The sequence below is a fragment of the Rhodococcus sp. IEGM 1366 genome, assembly GCF_033142425.1.
GTDB classification, from domain to species: Bacteria; Actinomycetota; Actinomycetes; order Mycobacteriales; family Mycobacteriaceae; genus Rhodococcus_F; species Rhodococcus_F globerula.
In genome coordinates, this window is the sequence record NZ_JAWLRZ010000008.1 from 307,425 (window position 1) to 323,260 (window position 15,836).

The 15,836-nt window shown below is 62.9% G+C and carries 15 protein-coding genes; 6 read left to right on the forward strand and 9 right to left on the reverse strand.

Annotated elements, in window-relative coordinates:
- The first annotated feature begins 71 nt into the window (after positions 1-71).
- From sodC to R4P64_RS24980, 3 genes are all read left to right on the forward strand, one after another.
- Positions 72-776 (forward strand): superoxide dismutase[Cu-Zn], encoded by a 705-nt coding sequence (gene sodC, locus R4P64_RS24970; protein ID WP_033235601.1) that lies wholly within the window; start codon positions 72-74, stop codon positions 774-776.
- 87 nt (positions 777-863) lie between these two features.
- A complete protein-coding gene (locus R4P64_RS24975; RefSeq protein WP_033235600.1) occupies positions 864-1,988 on the forward strand; it encodes a glutamate--cysteine ligase in 1,125 nt (374 codons plus the stop codon).
- Between the two features lie 83 nt (positions 1,989-2,071).
- The gene (locus R4P64_RS24980) at positions 2,072-3,451 is read left to right on the forward strand and encodes a phosphatase PAP2 family protein (protein ID WP_033235599.1); all 1,380 of its coding nucleotides are present in this window, start codon (positions 2,072-2,074) and stop codon (positions 3,449-3,451) included.
- Here R4P64_RS24980 and mnhG read toward each other — a convergent pair.
- The 6 genes from mnhG to R4P64_RS25010 are packed head-to-tail and all read right to left on the reverse strand — an operon-like array spanning position 3,417 to position 9,714.
- Positions 3,417-3,758, reverse strand: a complete 342-nt coding sequence (gene mnhG / locus R4P64_RS24985) for a monovalent cation/H(+) antiporter subunit G (protein ID WP_411742707.1) — start codon at positions 3,756-3,758, stop codon at positions 3,417-3,419. The two genes, R4P64_RS24980 and mnhG, sit on opposite strands and share 35 nt — an antisense overlap.
- Positions 3,758-4,027 (reverse strand): monovalent cation/H+ antiporter complex subunit F, encoded by a 270-nt coding sequence (locus R4P64_RS24990; RefSeq protein ID WP_202026106.1) that lies wholly within the window; start codon positions 4,025-4,027, stop codon positions 3,758-3,760. Before R4P64_RS24990 ends, mnhG begins: the two co-directional genes overlap by 1 nt.
- Positions 4,027-4,596, reverse strand: coding sequence for a Na+/H+ antiporter subunit E (locus R4P64_RS24995; protein WP_033235597.1), 570 nt, complete (start codon positions 4,594-4,596; stop codon positions 4,027-4,029). The genes R4P64_RS24990 and R4P64_RS24995 overlap by 1 nt, the downstream gene beginning before the upstream one ends.
- Positions 4,593-6,248 carry a Na+/H+ antiporter subunit D gene (locus tag R4P64_RS25000; RefSeq protein WP_202026177.1) on the reverse strand — a complete coding sequence of 552 codons (1,656 nt, stop codon included), beginning with the start codon at positions 6,246-6,248 and terminating at the stop codon, positions 4,593-4,595. The genes R4P64_RS24995 and R4P64_RS25000 overlap by 4 nt, the downstream gene beginning before the upstream one ends.
- Before the next feature lie 17 nt (positions 6,249-6,265).
- A complete protein-coding gene (locus R4P64_RS25005) occupies positions 6,266-6,883 on the reverse strand; it encodes a Na(+)/H(+) antiporter subunit C (RefSeq protein ID WP_033235595.1) in 618 nt (205 codons plus the stop codon).
- A complete protein-coding gene (locus tag R4P64_RS25010; protein WP_317823128.1) occupies positions 6,880-9,714 on the reverse strand; it encodes a Na+/H+ antiporter subunit A in 2,835 nt (944 codons plus the stop codon). The genes R4P64_RS25005 and R4P64_RS25010 overlap by 4 nt, the downstream gene beginning before the upstream one ends.
- A 193-nt stretch (positions 9,715-9,907) precedes the next feature.
- On the opposite strand from R4P64_RS25010, the gene R4P64_RS25015 reads away from it, so the two are divergent.
- On the forward strand, positions 9,908-10,321 hold the full coding sequence (locus R4P64_RS25015) for an NUDIX hydrolase (RefSeq protein ID WP_230590259.1): 414 nt from the start codon (positions 9,908-9,910) through the stop codon (positions 10,319-10,321).
- Here the strand turns inward: R4P64_RS25015 and R4P64_RS25020 are convergent.
- The 3 genes from R4P64_RS25020 to R4P64_RS25030 are packed head-to-tail and all read right to left on the reverse strand — an operon-like array spanning position 10,278 to position 13,649.
- Entirely contained in the window at positions 10,278-11,621 is a 1,344-nt protein-coding gene (locus tag R4P64_RS25020; protein WP_317542467.1) for a hypothetical protein, read from the reverse strand. The two genes, R4P64_RS25015 and R4P64_RS25020, sit on opposite strands and share 44 nt — an antisense overlap.
- Before the next feature lie 13 nt (positions 11,622-11,634).
- A complete protein-coding gene (locus R4P64_RS25025) occupies positions 11,635-13,008 on the reverse strand; it encodes a hypothetical protein (protein ID WP_317823131.1) in 1,374 nt (457 codons plus the stop codon).
- 26 nt (positions 13,009-13,034) lie between these two features.
- Entirely contained in the window at positions 13,035-13,649 is a 615-nt protein-coding gene (locus R4P64_RS25030; protein ID WP_033235591.1) for a TetR/AcrR family transcriptional regulator, read from the reverse strand.
- Between the two features lie 117 nt (positions 13,650-13,766).
- Between R4P64_RS25030 and R4P64_RS25035 the strand changes: the two genes are divergently transcribed.
- Together R4P64_RS25035 and R4P64_RS25040 are read left to right on the forward strand one after the other, a co-directional pair.
- The gene (locus R4P64_RS25035) at positions 13,767-15,035 is read left to right on the forward strand and encodes a cytochrome P450 (RefSeq protein WP_116102023.1); all 1,269 of its coding nucleotides are present in this window, start codon (positions 13,767-13,769) and stop codon (positions 15,033-15,035) included.
- 48 nt (positions 15,036-15,083) lie between these two features.
- A complete protein-coding gene (locus tag R4P64_RS25040) occupies positions 15,084-15,836 on the forward strand; it encodes an isocitrate lyase/phosphoenolpyruvate mutase family protein (protein ID WP_317542464.1) in 753 nt (250 codons plus the stop codon).

The following is a 15,836-nucleotide window of genomic DNA, read 5'->3' on the forward strand; positions in this document are numbered from 1 at the left end:
CCGTCGGGTCTGTGTACTACTCACGCCGTTATGATCAGTTGCACTTCCTCGCCACCCAAAGGAGCGGTTCGATGGCCCCCAGCAGCACCCGGCGTATGTCCTGGCGCGTCGTTGCCCCCGTAGTCGCACTAGCCGCTTTCGGCTTGACTGCCTGCAGTAACAACGAAGAGCCCAGCAACGTCCCCGGTACAACTCCGCCTGTGTGGACGGGTGCGGCCGACCCGAGCGCACACGAGAGCGAAAGCCACGGAGCGTCGTCGACTGCTCATGCCGGTAGCTCCGCAACCGAGACGGTTACCGCAACGTTGAACGGCGCAGACGGCAGCAAGGTCGGCACTGTCACGTTCACGCAGGAAGGTAGTGACGTCAAGGTCACCCTCGATGCAAAGGGCCTGACGCCGGGCTTCCACGGCTTCCACGTTCACCAGATTGCCAAGTGCGAGACCAACTCGGTTGCGCCCAGCGGCGGCGAGCCGGGCAACTTCCTCTCGGCCGGCGGACACTTCCAGGCAGAGGGCCACACCGGCCATCCCGCCAGCGGCGACCTGACGTCCGTACAGGTTCTCGAGGACGGCTCGGCCACCCTCGTGACCACCACCGACGCGTTCACGGTCGATCAGCTGGTGGCAAACGGCGGCACCTCCGTCATGATCCACGCAGGTGCCGACAACTTCGGCAACATCCCGACGCGTTACGCGCCGGCGCCGGATCAGCAGACCCTCGATACCGGTGACGCCGGCGCACGCGTTGCGTGTGGTGTCATCACCGAGAGCTGATCCTGCTCTGAGTTCTGTATCACTTCGGCAACTACCACGCAGTAGCCAGCACGGTGTTCTCGCGATCATTGTGGTTGGATTCTCTGCGTGGTAGTTCCATTTCCGGGTTCGCCGCGTCCGACGCTGGGCGTGGAGTGGGAGATCGCCTTGGTCGATCGTGTGACCAGAGATCTCTCCAATACAGCTGCCGAGGTGTTTTCGGCGGTCGAGGAGCTTGCGGGCTCCGAGACTCCGCACATCACCAAGGAGTTGCTGCGCAACACCGTCGAGTTGGTGACGGGCATTCACGACACGGTCGGCGAAGCCATGAGCGATCTCGATGCGTCCCTCGACCTGTTGCGCCGGGCCGCGGATCCGCTGGCCGTCGACCTCATCTGTGCGGGTACCCATCCGTTTGCCCAGTGGTCCACTCAGTTGGTCACGCGTACGCCTGATTACGACGAGCTGATCGAGCGCACGCAGTGGTGGGGCCGGCAGATGTTGATCTGGGGTGTGCACGTCCACGTCGGAGTGTCTTCGGCGGATCGGGTGTTCCCCATCATCAATGCGCTGTTGCAGCGGTACCCGCATCTGTTGGCGCTGTCGGCGTCGTCGCCGATGTGGGCCGGCGTCGATACCGGCTATGCGTCCAACCGGGCACTGATGTTCCAGCAGTTGCCGACGGCGGGTCTGCCGTACCAATTCGAGAGCTGGGCCGAGTACGAGTCGTTCATCGACGACCAGATGAAGACCGGCGTGATCACCAAGATCGGTGGCATGCATTGGGACATTCGTCCGGCGCCCAAGTGGGGAACCATCGAAGTCCGGGTGTTCGACGGGGTGTCGACGCGCGCGGAACTGGGCGCGCTGGTCGCATTGGTTCACTGCCTCATCGTTGATCTCGACCGCCGCCTCAGCGCGGGGGAGACGTTGCCGAACATGCAGCCGTGGCATGTGAAGGAAAACAAGTGGCGCGCAGCCAGATACGGTCTCGACGCCGAGATCATTCTGGACTCGGCCGCAAACGAATGTCTGGTCACCGACGATTTGGAGCGACTGCTCGAAGATCTCACGCCGATCGCGGTGTCGCTCGGGTGCGCGGACGAGTTGGCATCCGTCGCCGATATTCCGCGCCGCGGAGCGTCGTACCAGCGTCAACGACGCGTGGCGGAAGCTCACGGTGGAGATCTGGTGGCAGTGGTCGACGCGTTGGTTGCAGAGTTGGGTACGTGACGCGCCGCTGAGCAGTTCGGACAAACAGTCCATTTGTCTAGACGCCGTCCAAGCACCGTTCACACGCCGTTTACTATTATCCGGTGTTGACAGACAGTGTGTCCCGAAGTGGGGCTTCGACGGGACAGACGGGCCAGTCCTGGGCGGCTTCGCACAAGGTCCTGATTCTCGGTAGTGCCGCAGTGCTTGCCCTCGTTCTGGGCGTGCAAGCTTTTGCGTCCTACAAGGGATATCTCGGTCCGGTGGAAAGCCTGTTCGGTGACTACTTCCTGGTTCCTCGTTCGGCAACGATGCCGTGGGTGGGGCTGGCATTGGCCCTGGTCGGGCTCAATACCCGGGAGCGTGTGTACGCGATCTCCGCGGCTGTTGCCATCGACCTGGTGGTCGGAGTTATCCGCTGGTCCGCCGGCGGTCCGATCACGATGGGCACCGGCGGCACCTGGGTGCTCACTGCTATTGCGGTGTACGCGTTCTGGAAACTCACCGGTGAGCGTCGGTCCGGCGTGCTTCGCGGAGTGGTGTTGGGTGCGTTGCTGATCCTCGCCGCGAAGGTGGCCGAGACCTGGCTTTCGATCACCATCCTCCTCGGCACCGACGTGTGGGACGAGTACGTCTTCCTGGCCGATCAGGCGCTGGGCAACCCGTCGTGGGTCATGGGTCAGTTCGTCGACGCGCTCGGCCCGGTGGGAGCGGCGATCCTCGACTGGATCTACGTCGAATTACCGGTCGCGATCATCGTTGTCGCGCTGTACCAATGCCGTAAGGGCTGGCCGTCGCATCACCTTCTCCAGACGTTTCTGCTGATCGGTTTGATCGGGCCGATCTTCTACATCCTGTTCCCCGTGGTGGGTCCGGTATTTGCGTTCGGCCCCCGCGGGTTCGGATTCCAGATCGGCGACTTCTGGCCGAATATCGTTCCGAACGTGGATTTCTCGGCGCCGGCGTCGCTGCCGTTCGACGACGCAGCACCACGTAACTGCATGCCGAGTCTTCATACGGCGTGGGCTGTTGCGCTGTTCACCCACTCGCGCCGCGGCCCGTGGTGGCTGCGGACCTTGGGTACGTTCTGGCTTCTCGCGACGTTGACGGCAACGTTGGGTTTCGGGTTCCACTACGGCGTCGACCTCATCGCCGGCGCGGTTCTGTGCCTGACTCTCGATGCCGCACTGCACGATCCGGAACGTGGTTGGGGTTGGTTCCGCATCAGGCTGGTGCTCGGCGGAAGCGCGATACTCGTCGGACTACTGCTGTCGTACAGGTTCGCGTCCGTGCAGATGGCGGCGTACCCGGAACTGTTCGGGCCGCTGCTCGTCGGAGTTCTGACCGCGATGTCGGTGGCCTTCTTCGCGACGTTCTACGCCAAGCCTGGCACTGCGCTTGCGCAGTGGGGCGGCCGGAGCGAAGACGTCGCGGACCCTACGGATTCAGCTACGGACTCTGCGGCGGGTCTTCCAATTCGTTGATCTTCATGACGGCGTCCTGCTCGCGCTGCTCGCGGTAGGCCACACGGCCGACGCTGTGTGCGATCACCGGCGCCGTCAGCATGGTGAAGATTCCGACCAGGACGAGCATCCAGATGTCGACGCTGCCGCGCAGCAGGAACACCGCGCCCATGAGAACAAGAACAAGTCCGACGACCTGAGGTTTCGTGGCCGCGTGCATCCGGCGCAATGTGTCGGGGAATCGCACGATGCCGACAGCTGCGGTCAGGGCGAGCACCGAGCCGAGGAAGATGGCGAGGACGCCGATGACGTCGAGGACGTTGCCGATCATCGGTCACTCACCCGGAATCGTGCAACTGAGACGGATCCGATGAATCCGACCAGAGCGAGTGCAACGATCGCGGGAACGATCGTGGTGTCTCCGCTGTACGCGGCCCATACTGCGAGTCCACACATGGCAACGGCGACAATCGTGTCCAGCGCGACCAGACGGTCGAGTGAGCTCGGCCCGTCGATGAGCCGGAAAGTGGTCAGGACTGCGGCGACCGCGAGCATCACTCCGGAGATGATCAGGATGGTGGTGATGAATCCGTTCATTATTGATCCTCCGCTCGTGGCGCATCGAATTCGTAGTCACGTTGGTGCCACGGGCTTGGTTGCCAGTCGGAGTCACGCTCGAACGACGCGATGAACAGTCGCTCCAAATCTTCGACCGAGCGATAGAACGCGCTCACCGCTTTCTGTGAACCTACGTCGAGGACGTGAACGTAGACGATCCGGCGGTTCTGGTCGATCTCGAGAACCATCGTTCCCGGGATCAGGTTCAGCACGTCGATGCACAGCGTGAGTACCAGGTCGGACTTGATACCCAGTTGGTAGCGCAGAACACCGGTGACGGGCGGCGGCGACGGCCGGATGGCAAGCCACGCCACCTGGATGCTGGAGACGGCCGCGTAGTACACGATCACGCCGATCAGACGCAGTATCGAGAGCACGTGCACTCGACCTTCCACGGGGACCGGGGGTAGCGGTAGAAGGACCATGATGACCAGGCCGACAGCAAGTCCACCGAAGATATTGCCCCAGCTGACGTTGCCCCACAGCAGAATCCACACGATCATGAGCCACAGGAGGACTCCGATGCGGAGTACGAGTGAGCGTTTCATCGCGGCGCCTCCTCGGTGTCAGTCACAGGCGTGTCAGTCACAGGCGTGTCGGCTACAGGGGCGTCGGCTACAGGTATCGGTCGGTGATCGCCGAGAACCGCGTCGATGTAGATGGACCGATCCTGTAGATCCTTCGCGGCTCGGTCGCTGATGTCGATGATCTGCCCGGCAAACACCGTCAACGCGAGGCCGACGCCTACGAGTGCGACTGTCGGGATCAGCATGAAGGCGGGAATCTTGCCGACGTCCTCGCGGTCGTCGAACGCGATGTCCTCTTCGGATTCGTCGATCAGAGCCGACGGGCTGACATCGGCGAGGTCGCCTTCGGGTGCGTCGGCCCGGGCACGCCAGAAGGCCTTGGTCCACACACGGGCCACGGCGTAGAGCGTCAGGAGGCTGGTGACGGTACCGCCCGCGACGAGTACCCAGGCGAGTGCGCTGGCGTCGGAGGCTCCGGCCTGCAGCAGCGCAACCTTGCCGATGAAGCCGGAGAACGGCGGAATACCACCAAGATTGAGAGCGGGAACGAGGAACACGATAGCCAGAATCGGGCTGGCAGCGGCCAAACCGCCGAGGCGTCGTAGTGACGAGCTTCCGGCTTGTCGTTCGATCAGACCCACGACGAGGAAGAGCGTCGTCTGCACGATGATGTGGTGCGCGACGTAGTAGATGGCGCCCGACAATCCCGAGGTCGTGGAGAGCGCGATACCGAAGATCATGTAGCCGATATGGCTGACCAGGGTGAAGGACAGTAATCGTTTGATGTCGCTCTGGGCGATGGCACCCATGATGCCGACCACCATGGTCAACAGACCGCACACCATCAGGACATTGTCGAGTTCACCTTGCGGGAACAGCAGTGAGTGCGCGCGGATGATCGCATACACACCAACTTTGGTGAGCAGGCCGGCAAAGACGGCGGTGATGGGCGCCGGCGCCGTCGGGTAGGAGTCAGGAAGCCACGCCGACAGTGGGAAGACCGCAGCCTTGATCCCGAACGCCACGAGTAGGACGCCGAAGATCGCGGTGCGGGTGCCGGCGGGGATGTTGTCGAACCGCAGGGCCATGTCGGCCATGTTGAGTGTGCCAGTCGCGGCGTACGCAAAGGCGATGCCGGCCAGGAAGATCAGCGAAGACACCATCGACACCATGACGTACGAGACACCCGCTCGAACGCGGTCGGCACTCGCTCCCAAGGTCAGCAAGACGAAGCTCGCGGACAGCAGCACCTCGAACCCGACGTACAGGTTGAAGAGGTCACCGGCGAGGAAGGCGTTGGAAATACCCGCGGTCAGAGCCAGATATGTCGGCAGGAAGATCGACACCGGCTGCGCTTCGTTACCGTCGCGGATACCCTGACCGATCGCGTACACCATGACGGTGAGCAGGACGATCGAGGAGACGACCAGCATCATCGCCGACAGTCGGTCGACGACGAGAGTGATGCCGATCGGCGAATCCCAGCCGCCCACCTGAACTGCGGTGGTGCCGTCGCGGTCTGCCAGATACAGCAGCATGCCGGACACAGCCACGACGGCGACCAGTGCGATCAGGGTGATGACTCGCTGGAACCGGGGACGTCGGCCGACAACAAGTGTGGCGGCAGCGCCCAGCATCGGAATCAAGACGGGCAGGGGCGCCAGTGCGCCCATGAGGTTGGACGAAATGGTCACGTGCGCGCACCTCCCTTACCGTCTTTCTGGCGCTTCTCAGGTTCTTTCTTGCGGGCGAGGTCAGTGGCCCAGTCGGGCACGGGTTCGTCCTCGAAATCGCCGTCGCGAAGATCTTCGTAGCACTCGATGTCCTCGAGGTTGACCAGTTGTTCCAGAGGGATGGGGTTGCCGTCCTTGTCGAATGCGTCGCCGCCGATGCTGGGCGCACCGGTGACGGGGTCGTCGGATCGGTCGTGGTCGGGAGCGTCGGCGGGCAACCGGCGCAGCAAGACCTTGGTGTCCTCGGGATCGTCTTCCACGGCGTCGGCGGTGTTGATCTTGTAAGACCGGTACGCCAGTGCCAGAACGAAGCCGGCCATGCCCATCGTGATGACGATCGCGGTCAGGATCATGCCCTGCGCCAGAGGATCGGCGATCTCCTCGTGCACGGAGTCGCGGCCGACGATCGGCGGATTGCCGTCACTGCCGCCGACGGTGAGGATCAGCAGGTTGATGCCGTTTCCGAGCAGAAGCATTCCCAGCAACATGCGGGTGATACTGCGCTCGATCAGCAGGTACACGCCCGTCGACGTCAGGACGGCGATCAGGAGGAGCATTCCGATATTTGCGCTCATGATGCTTTCACCTCGATTTCTGCGTCGAGGCGTGCGCCGAGACTTCGGAGTACGTCCAGCACCAGGCCGACCACGATGAGGTAGACGCCCAGGTCGAAGAACAGTGCGGTGACCAGTTTGACGTGGCCGATCAGCGGGAGGGTGAACTCGAAGACCGCCGACGAGAGAGCCGGGGCACCGAGGAACAGCGAGATGATCGCGGTGCCGGCCGAGAGAGCCAAGCCCAGGCCGAGGATCTTTCCGGCGTCGATGGGAACGGCTTCACCGAGTTCGTAGCGTCCACCGGCGAGGTAGCGCAACACGAGCGCAAGCCCGGCCGTCAAGCCGCCGGCAAAGCCGCCACCTGGCGCGTTGTGGCCGGAGAAGAAGAAGTAGATCGACAGCACCATGATCGTCGGGAAGACCAACCGGGTGGTGACCTCGAGGACCAGGGAGCGGTGACGCGGATCGATCAGGTCGCCGCCGCGCAGCCAGGTCGTGTCGGTGCTTGCGGCCGCTTTGTCGACGATCACCGAAGGCGCGTCGGAGACACGGGGCGCGATACCGAAGCGGCGGTTGCGGAACACAAGGCTGGCGACGCCCGTCGCGGCAACCAGCAGCACCGAGATCTCGCCGAGAGTGTCCCAGGCGCGGATATCGACGAGCAAGACGTTGACCACGTTCTTGCCGTTGCCGATGGTGTACGCGGCGTCGGGAAGCAGTTCGTAGATCGGACGCGTATTGCGAGCGTTGACTGCGTACGCCGCGATGGCGGTGATCGTGATTCCGACGGCACCGGCCAGAAGGGCGCGCGGCAACTTGAACCCGATCGCCTTACTCTCGTCGATCTCGGCCGGGAACTTTCGAAGCACGAGCACAAAGATGACCAAAGTCAGTGTTTCGACCAGGAATTGGGTAAGAGCCAGGTCGGGGGCACCATGCAGCGCGAACAACACACCAGAGCCGTAGCCGGTGAGTCCGACCAGGATCACGGCGGCCAGACGGTTGCGCATCACGGTCGCAGCGATGGCTGCGGCGATCATCATCAGCGCGATCGTCAACTGGATGGGGGAATCCCACAACCGGAGATCGACGCCCGTGTCGGTGTCGATGATCAGCAGGACCAGGGGAACGACAACCAGCGTCGCGAGGATGGTCGACTGCGTCCGGGGCAGTGAACCACGCTGCGTGACTCCGGTCAGACGCATGGAGATGGTGTCCATGCCGCGCAGGGTCGCGTCGTAGATACGGTCGGCGTTGCCGAGCGGAGGGTGCTCGAAGTGCAGGCGGCTGATCTGGCGTTGCGCGATGTAGAGCGCAAAACCTCCGGCGATGACCACACAGGTGAGCAGCAGCGGCGTATTGATGCCGTGCCACAACGCCAGGTGATAGTCGGCGTGCGGACCGGCGGGCAGGGTGGTGGAGTACGGCGTCAGTAGCTTCTCGAGCTGCGGCGACAGTATTCCGGCAGCCAGTCCGGCAACGGCGAGCAGACCAGGGGAGAACAAGAACAGAGCGCTGGGCGCATGCATCTTGCTCACGGCGGGACTGGGCTTGCTCAGGGTCTTGCGTCCGAACGCGCCCCAGATGAAGCGAATGCTGTATCCGACGGTCAGAATCGAACCCATCACGATGACAGTGATGACGGCGATGGACGACCAGTGGCCGAGGACGTCGGTTTCGAGCACCGATTCGAGGGCAGCTTCTTTGCCGACAAATCCGAGAAGCGGCGGTAGCCCGGCCATGCTGGCGGCGGCTAGGGCCGCGATGATCGCCAGCGCGGGGGCCGTCTTACCGAGATGGGCAAGTTTGCGCAGGTCACGGGTGCCGGTGGTGTGGTCGATGATACCGACCACCATGAAGAGCGCAGCCTTGAACATGGCGTGCGCCACCACCATCGTCATGCCGGCGAGGGCCGCGTCGCGGGTTCCCAGACCGACCAGAACCATCATGAAACCGAGTTGGCTGACGGTGCCGAACGCAAGGACGAGCTTGAGGTCGTATGCCCGCATGGCTCGCCAACCGGCCAGGATCATCGACAGCAAGCCGAGGCTGATGATGGTGATGCGCCACGGCGGTGAATCCGCGTATCCGGGGGCGAGACGGGCAACGAGGTAAATACCGGCCTTGACCATCGCGGCGGCGTGGAGATAACCGCTGACCGGGGTGGGCGCGGCCATGGCGCCGGGAAGCCAGAAGTGCAGCGGGACAATTGCGGATTTCGACAGTGCGCCGATCAGGATCAGGACAATCGCGACGGACGGCAACCATCCCGTCGGCGGGTTGGCGACCAGGTCGGACAGGTTGTAGCTGCCACCGGCTTGGCCGAGGATGATCATGCCGACCAACATCGCGAGACCACCAGCGGTGGTGACCAACAGTGCCTGGGTTGCGGCGCGGCGACTGGTAGCGCGCTCGGCGTAGTGGCCGACCAACAGGAACGACAGAACCGTGGTCAGTTCCCAGAACATGTAGAGCAGCAACATGTTGTCGCTGGTCACGAGGCCGAACATGGCGCCGGCAAATGCCACCATTTCGGCAGCGAAGATGCCGAGGCGGGGTTCGTCGTCGTTGAAATATCGTGCGCAGTAGATCAGAATCAGCGTGCCGACACCCAGGACCAGGACGGCCATGATCGCGGAGAGCGCGTCGAATCTGAAGTCGATGTCCATCGACAGGCCAGGAGCCCACGTGATGTGGAGTGTCTCGACTGTGCCCCATTTGTCGATGACCCAACCGAGGCTGACCAGCGGAACCAGTGAGAGCGGGAAGAATCCATTTCGCCCGAACCTGCGCACCACAAGCGGAGCCAAGAGGGCGGCAACGGCATGGGCAAGCAGAATACTGAGCAAAAGGCACTCCGTCGTGTTGTGTTCAGCGGGCGGCGGGGTGTCCGAACAAATCGAACCTATCGGTAATTTCGGGACGTAGCCCCTTCACAAGGACACCGTCTGGGTGTATACATTACCGGCCCGTCTTCATTTGCCGTGCAGTGCGTCGCTTCGAACTACAACCGTGTGAACTGATTCACGTATGTTGGACCGGGTGAAAACGCAGATCATCCGCACCGCTGCCCTTGCACATATTCGGGATCGCCGACTGATTCAGACCCGGTCGGTCGGGAAGACAGCGTTCTACATGGCCGGCGGCAAAATCGATCCGGGTGAGACCACCGAACAAGCATTGCACCGCGAGATTCGTGAGGAACTCGATGTCGGACTTGTCCCCGGCACCGTCGAGTTTCTCGACGTGTTCGAAGCTCAGGCGTTCGGGCATTCGGTAGGGACGGCGTTGCACATGAGTTGCTATCGCGCCGAGATGGACGGCGAACCCCGTCCGACGAGCGAGATCGCCGAGTTCCGGTACTTCACGTGCGCAGAGTACGAAGCCATGGACGACGTGGCACCAGGTTCGCTCAAAGTGTTTCGACGCTTGGTGTCGATGGACCTGATTGACTGATCAGACGCAGTCGGCGGCTCGCGTAGGCGCAGACGACCACGATCACGAGGGCTGTGCCGTTGAGGATCAAGACGTCGTCGGACGGTGCGAACCGACTGGCCGTGGTAGCTCCGGTGATGGGCGTGTAGTCGGTCCACCCGTAGGAGAACTGCGGATATACCAGTAAGGCCAATGCCGTGGGTCCGAAGATCACACTGAGACCGACGAGCAGTCGCGACGCCCCGGTCCGCGCCGGTTCGGACTGCATGGCGCTGACAATCGTGTACGCCGCGCCGGCGCCGCAGATGCGGATCAGGACGTCGCTGACCGAAAGCGCGTTCTCCGAAGAGAACGTGGTTGTTGCGACGTAACTCGCAATTCCGGCAACGGACAGGACACCGAGCACGATGTAGCCGCCCACGAGTGAGGGACGAAACGCTGCGAGCGTTGCTGCCGCGATGATGAGGACCGTGAGAAAAATCGCAGTCGGAACGGGCGCCGATGCCCCGGTGCTCACGGACGCCGACAGGCTGTTTGCCACCGCGGATGCCAGCATGGCCGCGGCGGCCGTCGACATCAGCAGGATCTGGCCGCCCTTCTCCAAAACACGCGCGGCGATGACGGTGACCAAAATGGCACAGGCGACGACGGGAATCGCCGCCCACACCGTGTTGATGGTGATCCACCAGTTCACGGCCACGCCCATGAGCGTCAGCACTGCCGAGATCACCACAGGCCGCACTGCCATCCGTTCCGGTGGCTCGTCGCGATGTCGGTCGGCGTTGCTGCGCCACCAAACGAGCGCCGTAAGTGCAGTCAGTCCGAGGGCGATGAGTGTGGCGGCCACGATCGGCGGCTGAAACTGGGTGGTGTCTTGCGCGAGGTAGTCCGCATAGCGACGTGGAACTGCCGTGGGGTCGAGCAGTGCATCCGAAACGAACACGGCAACAAGCACACCCGCTACGGTGGCAGCCCGCACCATGCGGGGAATCGTGACCGTTATTGCTCCGAGCGCCACGCCGGCACCAACCGGGGACAGGGCCTCGAAGGCTTGGTAATACAGACCTGGCAATTCCAGCAGGAGTCCGCCGAATGCAACCAGCGCCGACGTCCGAATGCGAGTTCGAGCCAGACCGGCCGCGGTGCCGACAGCAACAACCGCCAGAACGCCGGCCCCGATCGTGCCGATGGACCAGAATCGATCGCCCGACCAGATCGACCTGGACTGGCTTTCCAGGAAGGGAGCCAAGCCGACCACAGTGACCACGAATGCCGTCACGCCGCCGAGTATCAGACGGGGCGTCCTGCTTATGACGGGCACCACTTCACGGTAGTCAATGAGCGTCGGATACGCCGGATTCTGCTGAATTGGAGTTTTGTGGAACTCGTCTGATGGCGGCGCCGCACACAGCGATGATCGCGACAAAGAGGAGTGCTGATCCGATTGTCTGGGCGTTGACGTAGTCGACTGGAATCTCCGCGGTGTATATCGCAGGCTCCACAGAGGCGAAATTCACCCGCACCGGTGGCCACGAAAGTTGATAGGCCAGAACAGTGATCGAGGTAAACGTCATTGCCGCGAACGGGATCGCGAGTCCGAGGGTGGCGTCGACCAGGCTGGCCGGAGCAAGCGCACCGAGCAACGCCGCTCCGCCGAACCCCAGGGCGGCGATTTTCACCACGATCGAAACGGCTCCGTGTGCAGTGGTGAAAGGGAGAAGCTCGGACAGGGGCACCGCGGCGAGGATGACCACTGCGACGGTGGCAGGGATGCGCTTGCTCAGTCGCAACCCCAGCGCGACCGCCACACCGGAGGCGAGCACCACAACCCAAGGAGATTCCAGCGATGCCCATTGGCCGTATTCACCGTTGACAAGCATCAGGGTCGGGGCCGACGCAGCTGCGAGTGCTGTTGCGGCCCAGAGAAACTTGCCGCCCGCGCCGGACTGCTCGCCGAGTTGGCGGGCAGCGATTGCCGTGAGGGCCAATGCCGCTGCGGCGCAGAGAATCATGACCACCCAGGCGGTGCCTTTACTCGCGAATTCCTGTCGGTCGACGATGGATCCGAGTATCCGGTGCCCGATTGCCAAGGCGATCACGGCAATGAGCGCGACGCGGATTTCGCCGGCGTCGGGGCGTCTGATGCGGAATCCGGACTGAGCGCTTATTGCGCAGGCGACTGCCAGTACAGCAGTTGCCGCCAGCAGAAACCACGCTGGTTCGCCCACAGCGGAGGTGCTCATCCGGCCTGCTCCGGTGCCGAAGGCGCGCGCGGACAGATATCCCGCGATCACACCCAGTAGCACGCCGTTCCTTGCGGCGGTCCGATCCCAGCTTGCGGCAACTGCGCAGCCCAGAATGACGCCTGCCGCAACACTTTTGAGTACCACGAGTGTGATCAGCAGGTCGAGGACGGCAACGTCCGGAACGGCAACCCGGATCAGTGCGATGATCGCTGTTGCCGCGGTGACAACGATCCACGCTGCTCGGCGGGAACCGCTCCGCTGCGACAGCGCGCACGCCAAGACTGCTGCGACAGCGCCCAGTGTGACGGAGGTGGGACCGCTGCTGATCCAGCGATCGATTTCGGACTGCGAGGCGACAATCGCCCAGTCCTGCAGCGGGGGATTGGTCAAGGCGAAGGCGGCAAGTGCCCCCGACGCGAGTGCCGCGAGGGTGGTGAGGATCGCTCGGAAATCGACTGGCATCGAACCAACCTATCGCGGGCTCGCTCTCAGGCCGGTGGGGTCAGCGCGGGAAACCAGATGTCGGTCAGGACGTCGGCGGCCACGTCGGCGCCGGCCGTGATGGCGCCTTGCTCGGCCCAGCGGATGAAAAAACGCTCGATCTGGGTGAGTAGCAGTTCAACTCGGAGTTTTGCCTCGTCGTGGCGTTCTTGCGGCCAGCGGGCAAGGTACGACGTCATCGCATTGGGGAGCGCCGAGATGCCGTCTCGCGCGAGGGTCCGAAATTCGGGTTCGAGAACCATGGCCTCGTCCCACGCGCGCATCAGGTGGTGGTGATCGCGGCACCAGTCGAGTGTCCGGTTGATCCACCCCGCAAATTCTGCGCGTGAACCGGAATCGAGGACGTGGTCGAGGTCCTGGAAGATCGCGAGCGTGCTGATGACGACGGAGTTGGACCCGAGGGCCTTGAGTATGTCGAGTTTGCCGGGGAAGTGGAGATAGAACGTGGCCCGGCTGCACCCGACCGCGGCGGCGATGTCTTCCACGGTGACGGCGGCGTAGCCCCGTTCGGTGAACAGTGCGTCGGCTGCGGCCACCAGGTCGGCACGGGTCTGCTGCTTCTGCTTTTCGCGCAGAGTCGGTTTGGCGGCAGTGTCTGTCATTGGAGGAATCTTACGGCTGTCGACGAATTTGCACGAGACTATCCGTCTGTCACTTGACAGGCCGTTAGTGAAAGCTACTCTGTGGTGCAGGGCACAATCGACCGATCAGAGGACGCCATGACTATCTCGGATACAACGCGCACACCTGACCTGCCAGCCGGATTCGACGTCACGGACCCCGCGATTCTCGGCGAGCGGATTCCGTTCGAGGAATTTGCCGAACTTCGCCGAAGCGCACCGGTGTGGTGGTGCGAGCAGCCCCCTACCGTCGGCGGATTTCAGGACGAGGGTTACTGGGTTGTTTCTCGGCACGCAGATGTCAAAGAGGTCAGCCAGCGCAGCGATATCTTCTCGAGCTGGGAGAACACCGCCATTGCGCGCTTCGCGGACGACATGCCGCGCGAGGCCGTCGAGATGCTGCGGCACCTGCTCCTCAACAAGGATGCGCCGGAGCACACCAAACTTCGCAAGCTGATTTCCAAGCTGTTCACCCCGCGGGCCATCAACGGGATGCGCGACGAGTTGGACCGACGCGCACGCAGCATCGTCGACACCGCCGTCGGTGAAGGCCCGGGCGATTTTGTGAAGCAGATTGCCAGTGAGCTGCCGCTGCAGGCGATCGCAGATCTGATCGGCGTCCCGCAAGACGATCGCGACAAGCTGTTCAAGTGGTCCAACGAGATGATGGGCTACGACGACCCCGAGTACGTGGGTGATCCGGCGGTCGCGTCCACCGAGGTGCTCGGATACGCATACCAAATGGCCGACGCGCGTCGCAGTTGCCCGGCCGACGACATCGTCACCACTCTCGTCCAGGCCGACATCGACGGCGACGCCTTGAGCCCCGAAGAGTTCGGATTCTTCGTGCTGATCCTCGCGGTGGCGGGCAACGAGACAACCCGAAATGCCATCACCCACGGCATGATTGCGTTCCTCGAGAATCCCGAGCAGTGGGAGCTGTACAAGAAGGAACGGCCAAAGACCACGGCCGACGAGATCGTCCGCTGGGCAACACCGGTCACCGCGTTCCAGCGCACCGCCCTCGAAGACACCGAACTGGCCGGCGTCTCCATCAAGAAGGGACAGCGGGTGGTCATGCTCTACAGTTCCGCGAACTTCGACGAGGATGTCTTCGAGGATCCGATGACCTTCGACATCACCCGTAACCCCAATCCGCACTTGGGTTTCGGTGGAACTGGCGCGCACTTCTGCATCGGGGCGAATCTTGCCCGGATGGAGATCGACCTGATGTTCAACGCACTCGCCGACAATGTCCCCGACATCACCAAGATCGGTGATCCTCGTCGTCTGCGCTCGGGTTGGATCAACGGCATCAAGGAGTTCCAGGTTGATTACAAGAGCACAGGCTGCCCGGTAGCTCACTAGAGTCGGTAGGTGAGAGGTTCACGCCCTACAAACTTCAGGAGTCCTCACATGACATCGATCAACGACAAGGCCACCGCTCTACTGGCGCTGCACCAGCCAGGAAACCCCGTCATTCTCCCCACCGTCTGGGATGCCTGGTCCGCAAATCTTGCGGTTGCGGCCGGTTTTGCAGCTCTGACCGTTGGCAGCCACCCGGTATCGGATTCCATCGGAAAGCCCGATAACGAGGGAATCACGTTCGGCGAGTTGGTACGCCGGATCAAGCAGATCACCGGCGCCGTCGACGCTCCGGTTTCCGTGGACATCGAGAGTGGATACGGACTCGAGCCCGCTGTGCTCATCGAAGGGCTGATCGATGCCGGTGCGGTCGGTCTCAACATCGAGGACACCGTGCACAGTGAGGGTGGCCGTCTTAGGGAGGCACAGGAGCACGCCGATTTTGTGGGTGGGCTTCGCCAGGCCGCCGACGCCGCAGGTGTCCACGTTGTTGTCAACGCGCGCACCGACCTGTTCGTGAAGCAGGTGGGCGACGAGGCTGATCGTGTGGACCGCGCCATTGCTCGCCTGAAACTGGCCGCCGACGCGGGAGCCGATGTTCTCTACCCCGTCGGACGGCACGACGACGCGACCCAGCGGCGTCTGACGTCGGAGCTTCCGTTGCCGGTCAATGCAATCGGGATCCCGGATCAGGACGACCCGGCTAGTTTCGGACCGCTCGGCGTCGCCCGCGTGAGCTTCGGGCCGTTCTTCCAGATGGCATTGTCGACTCGGGCAAACGAGATTTTGGGGCGCTGGAAATAA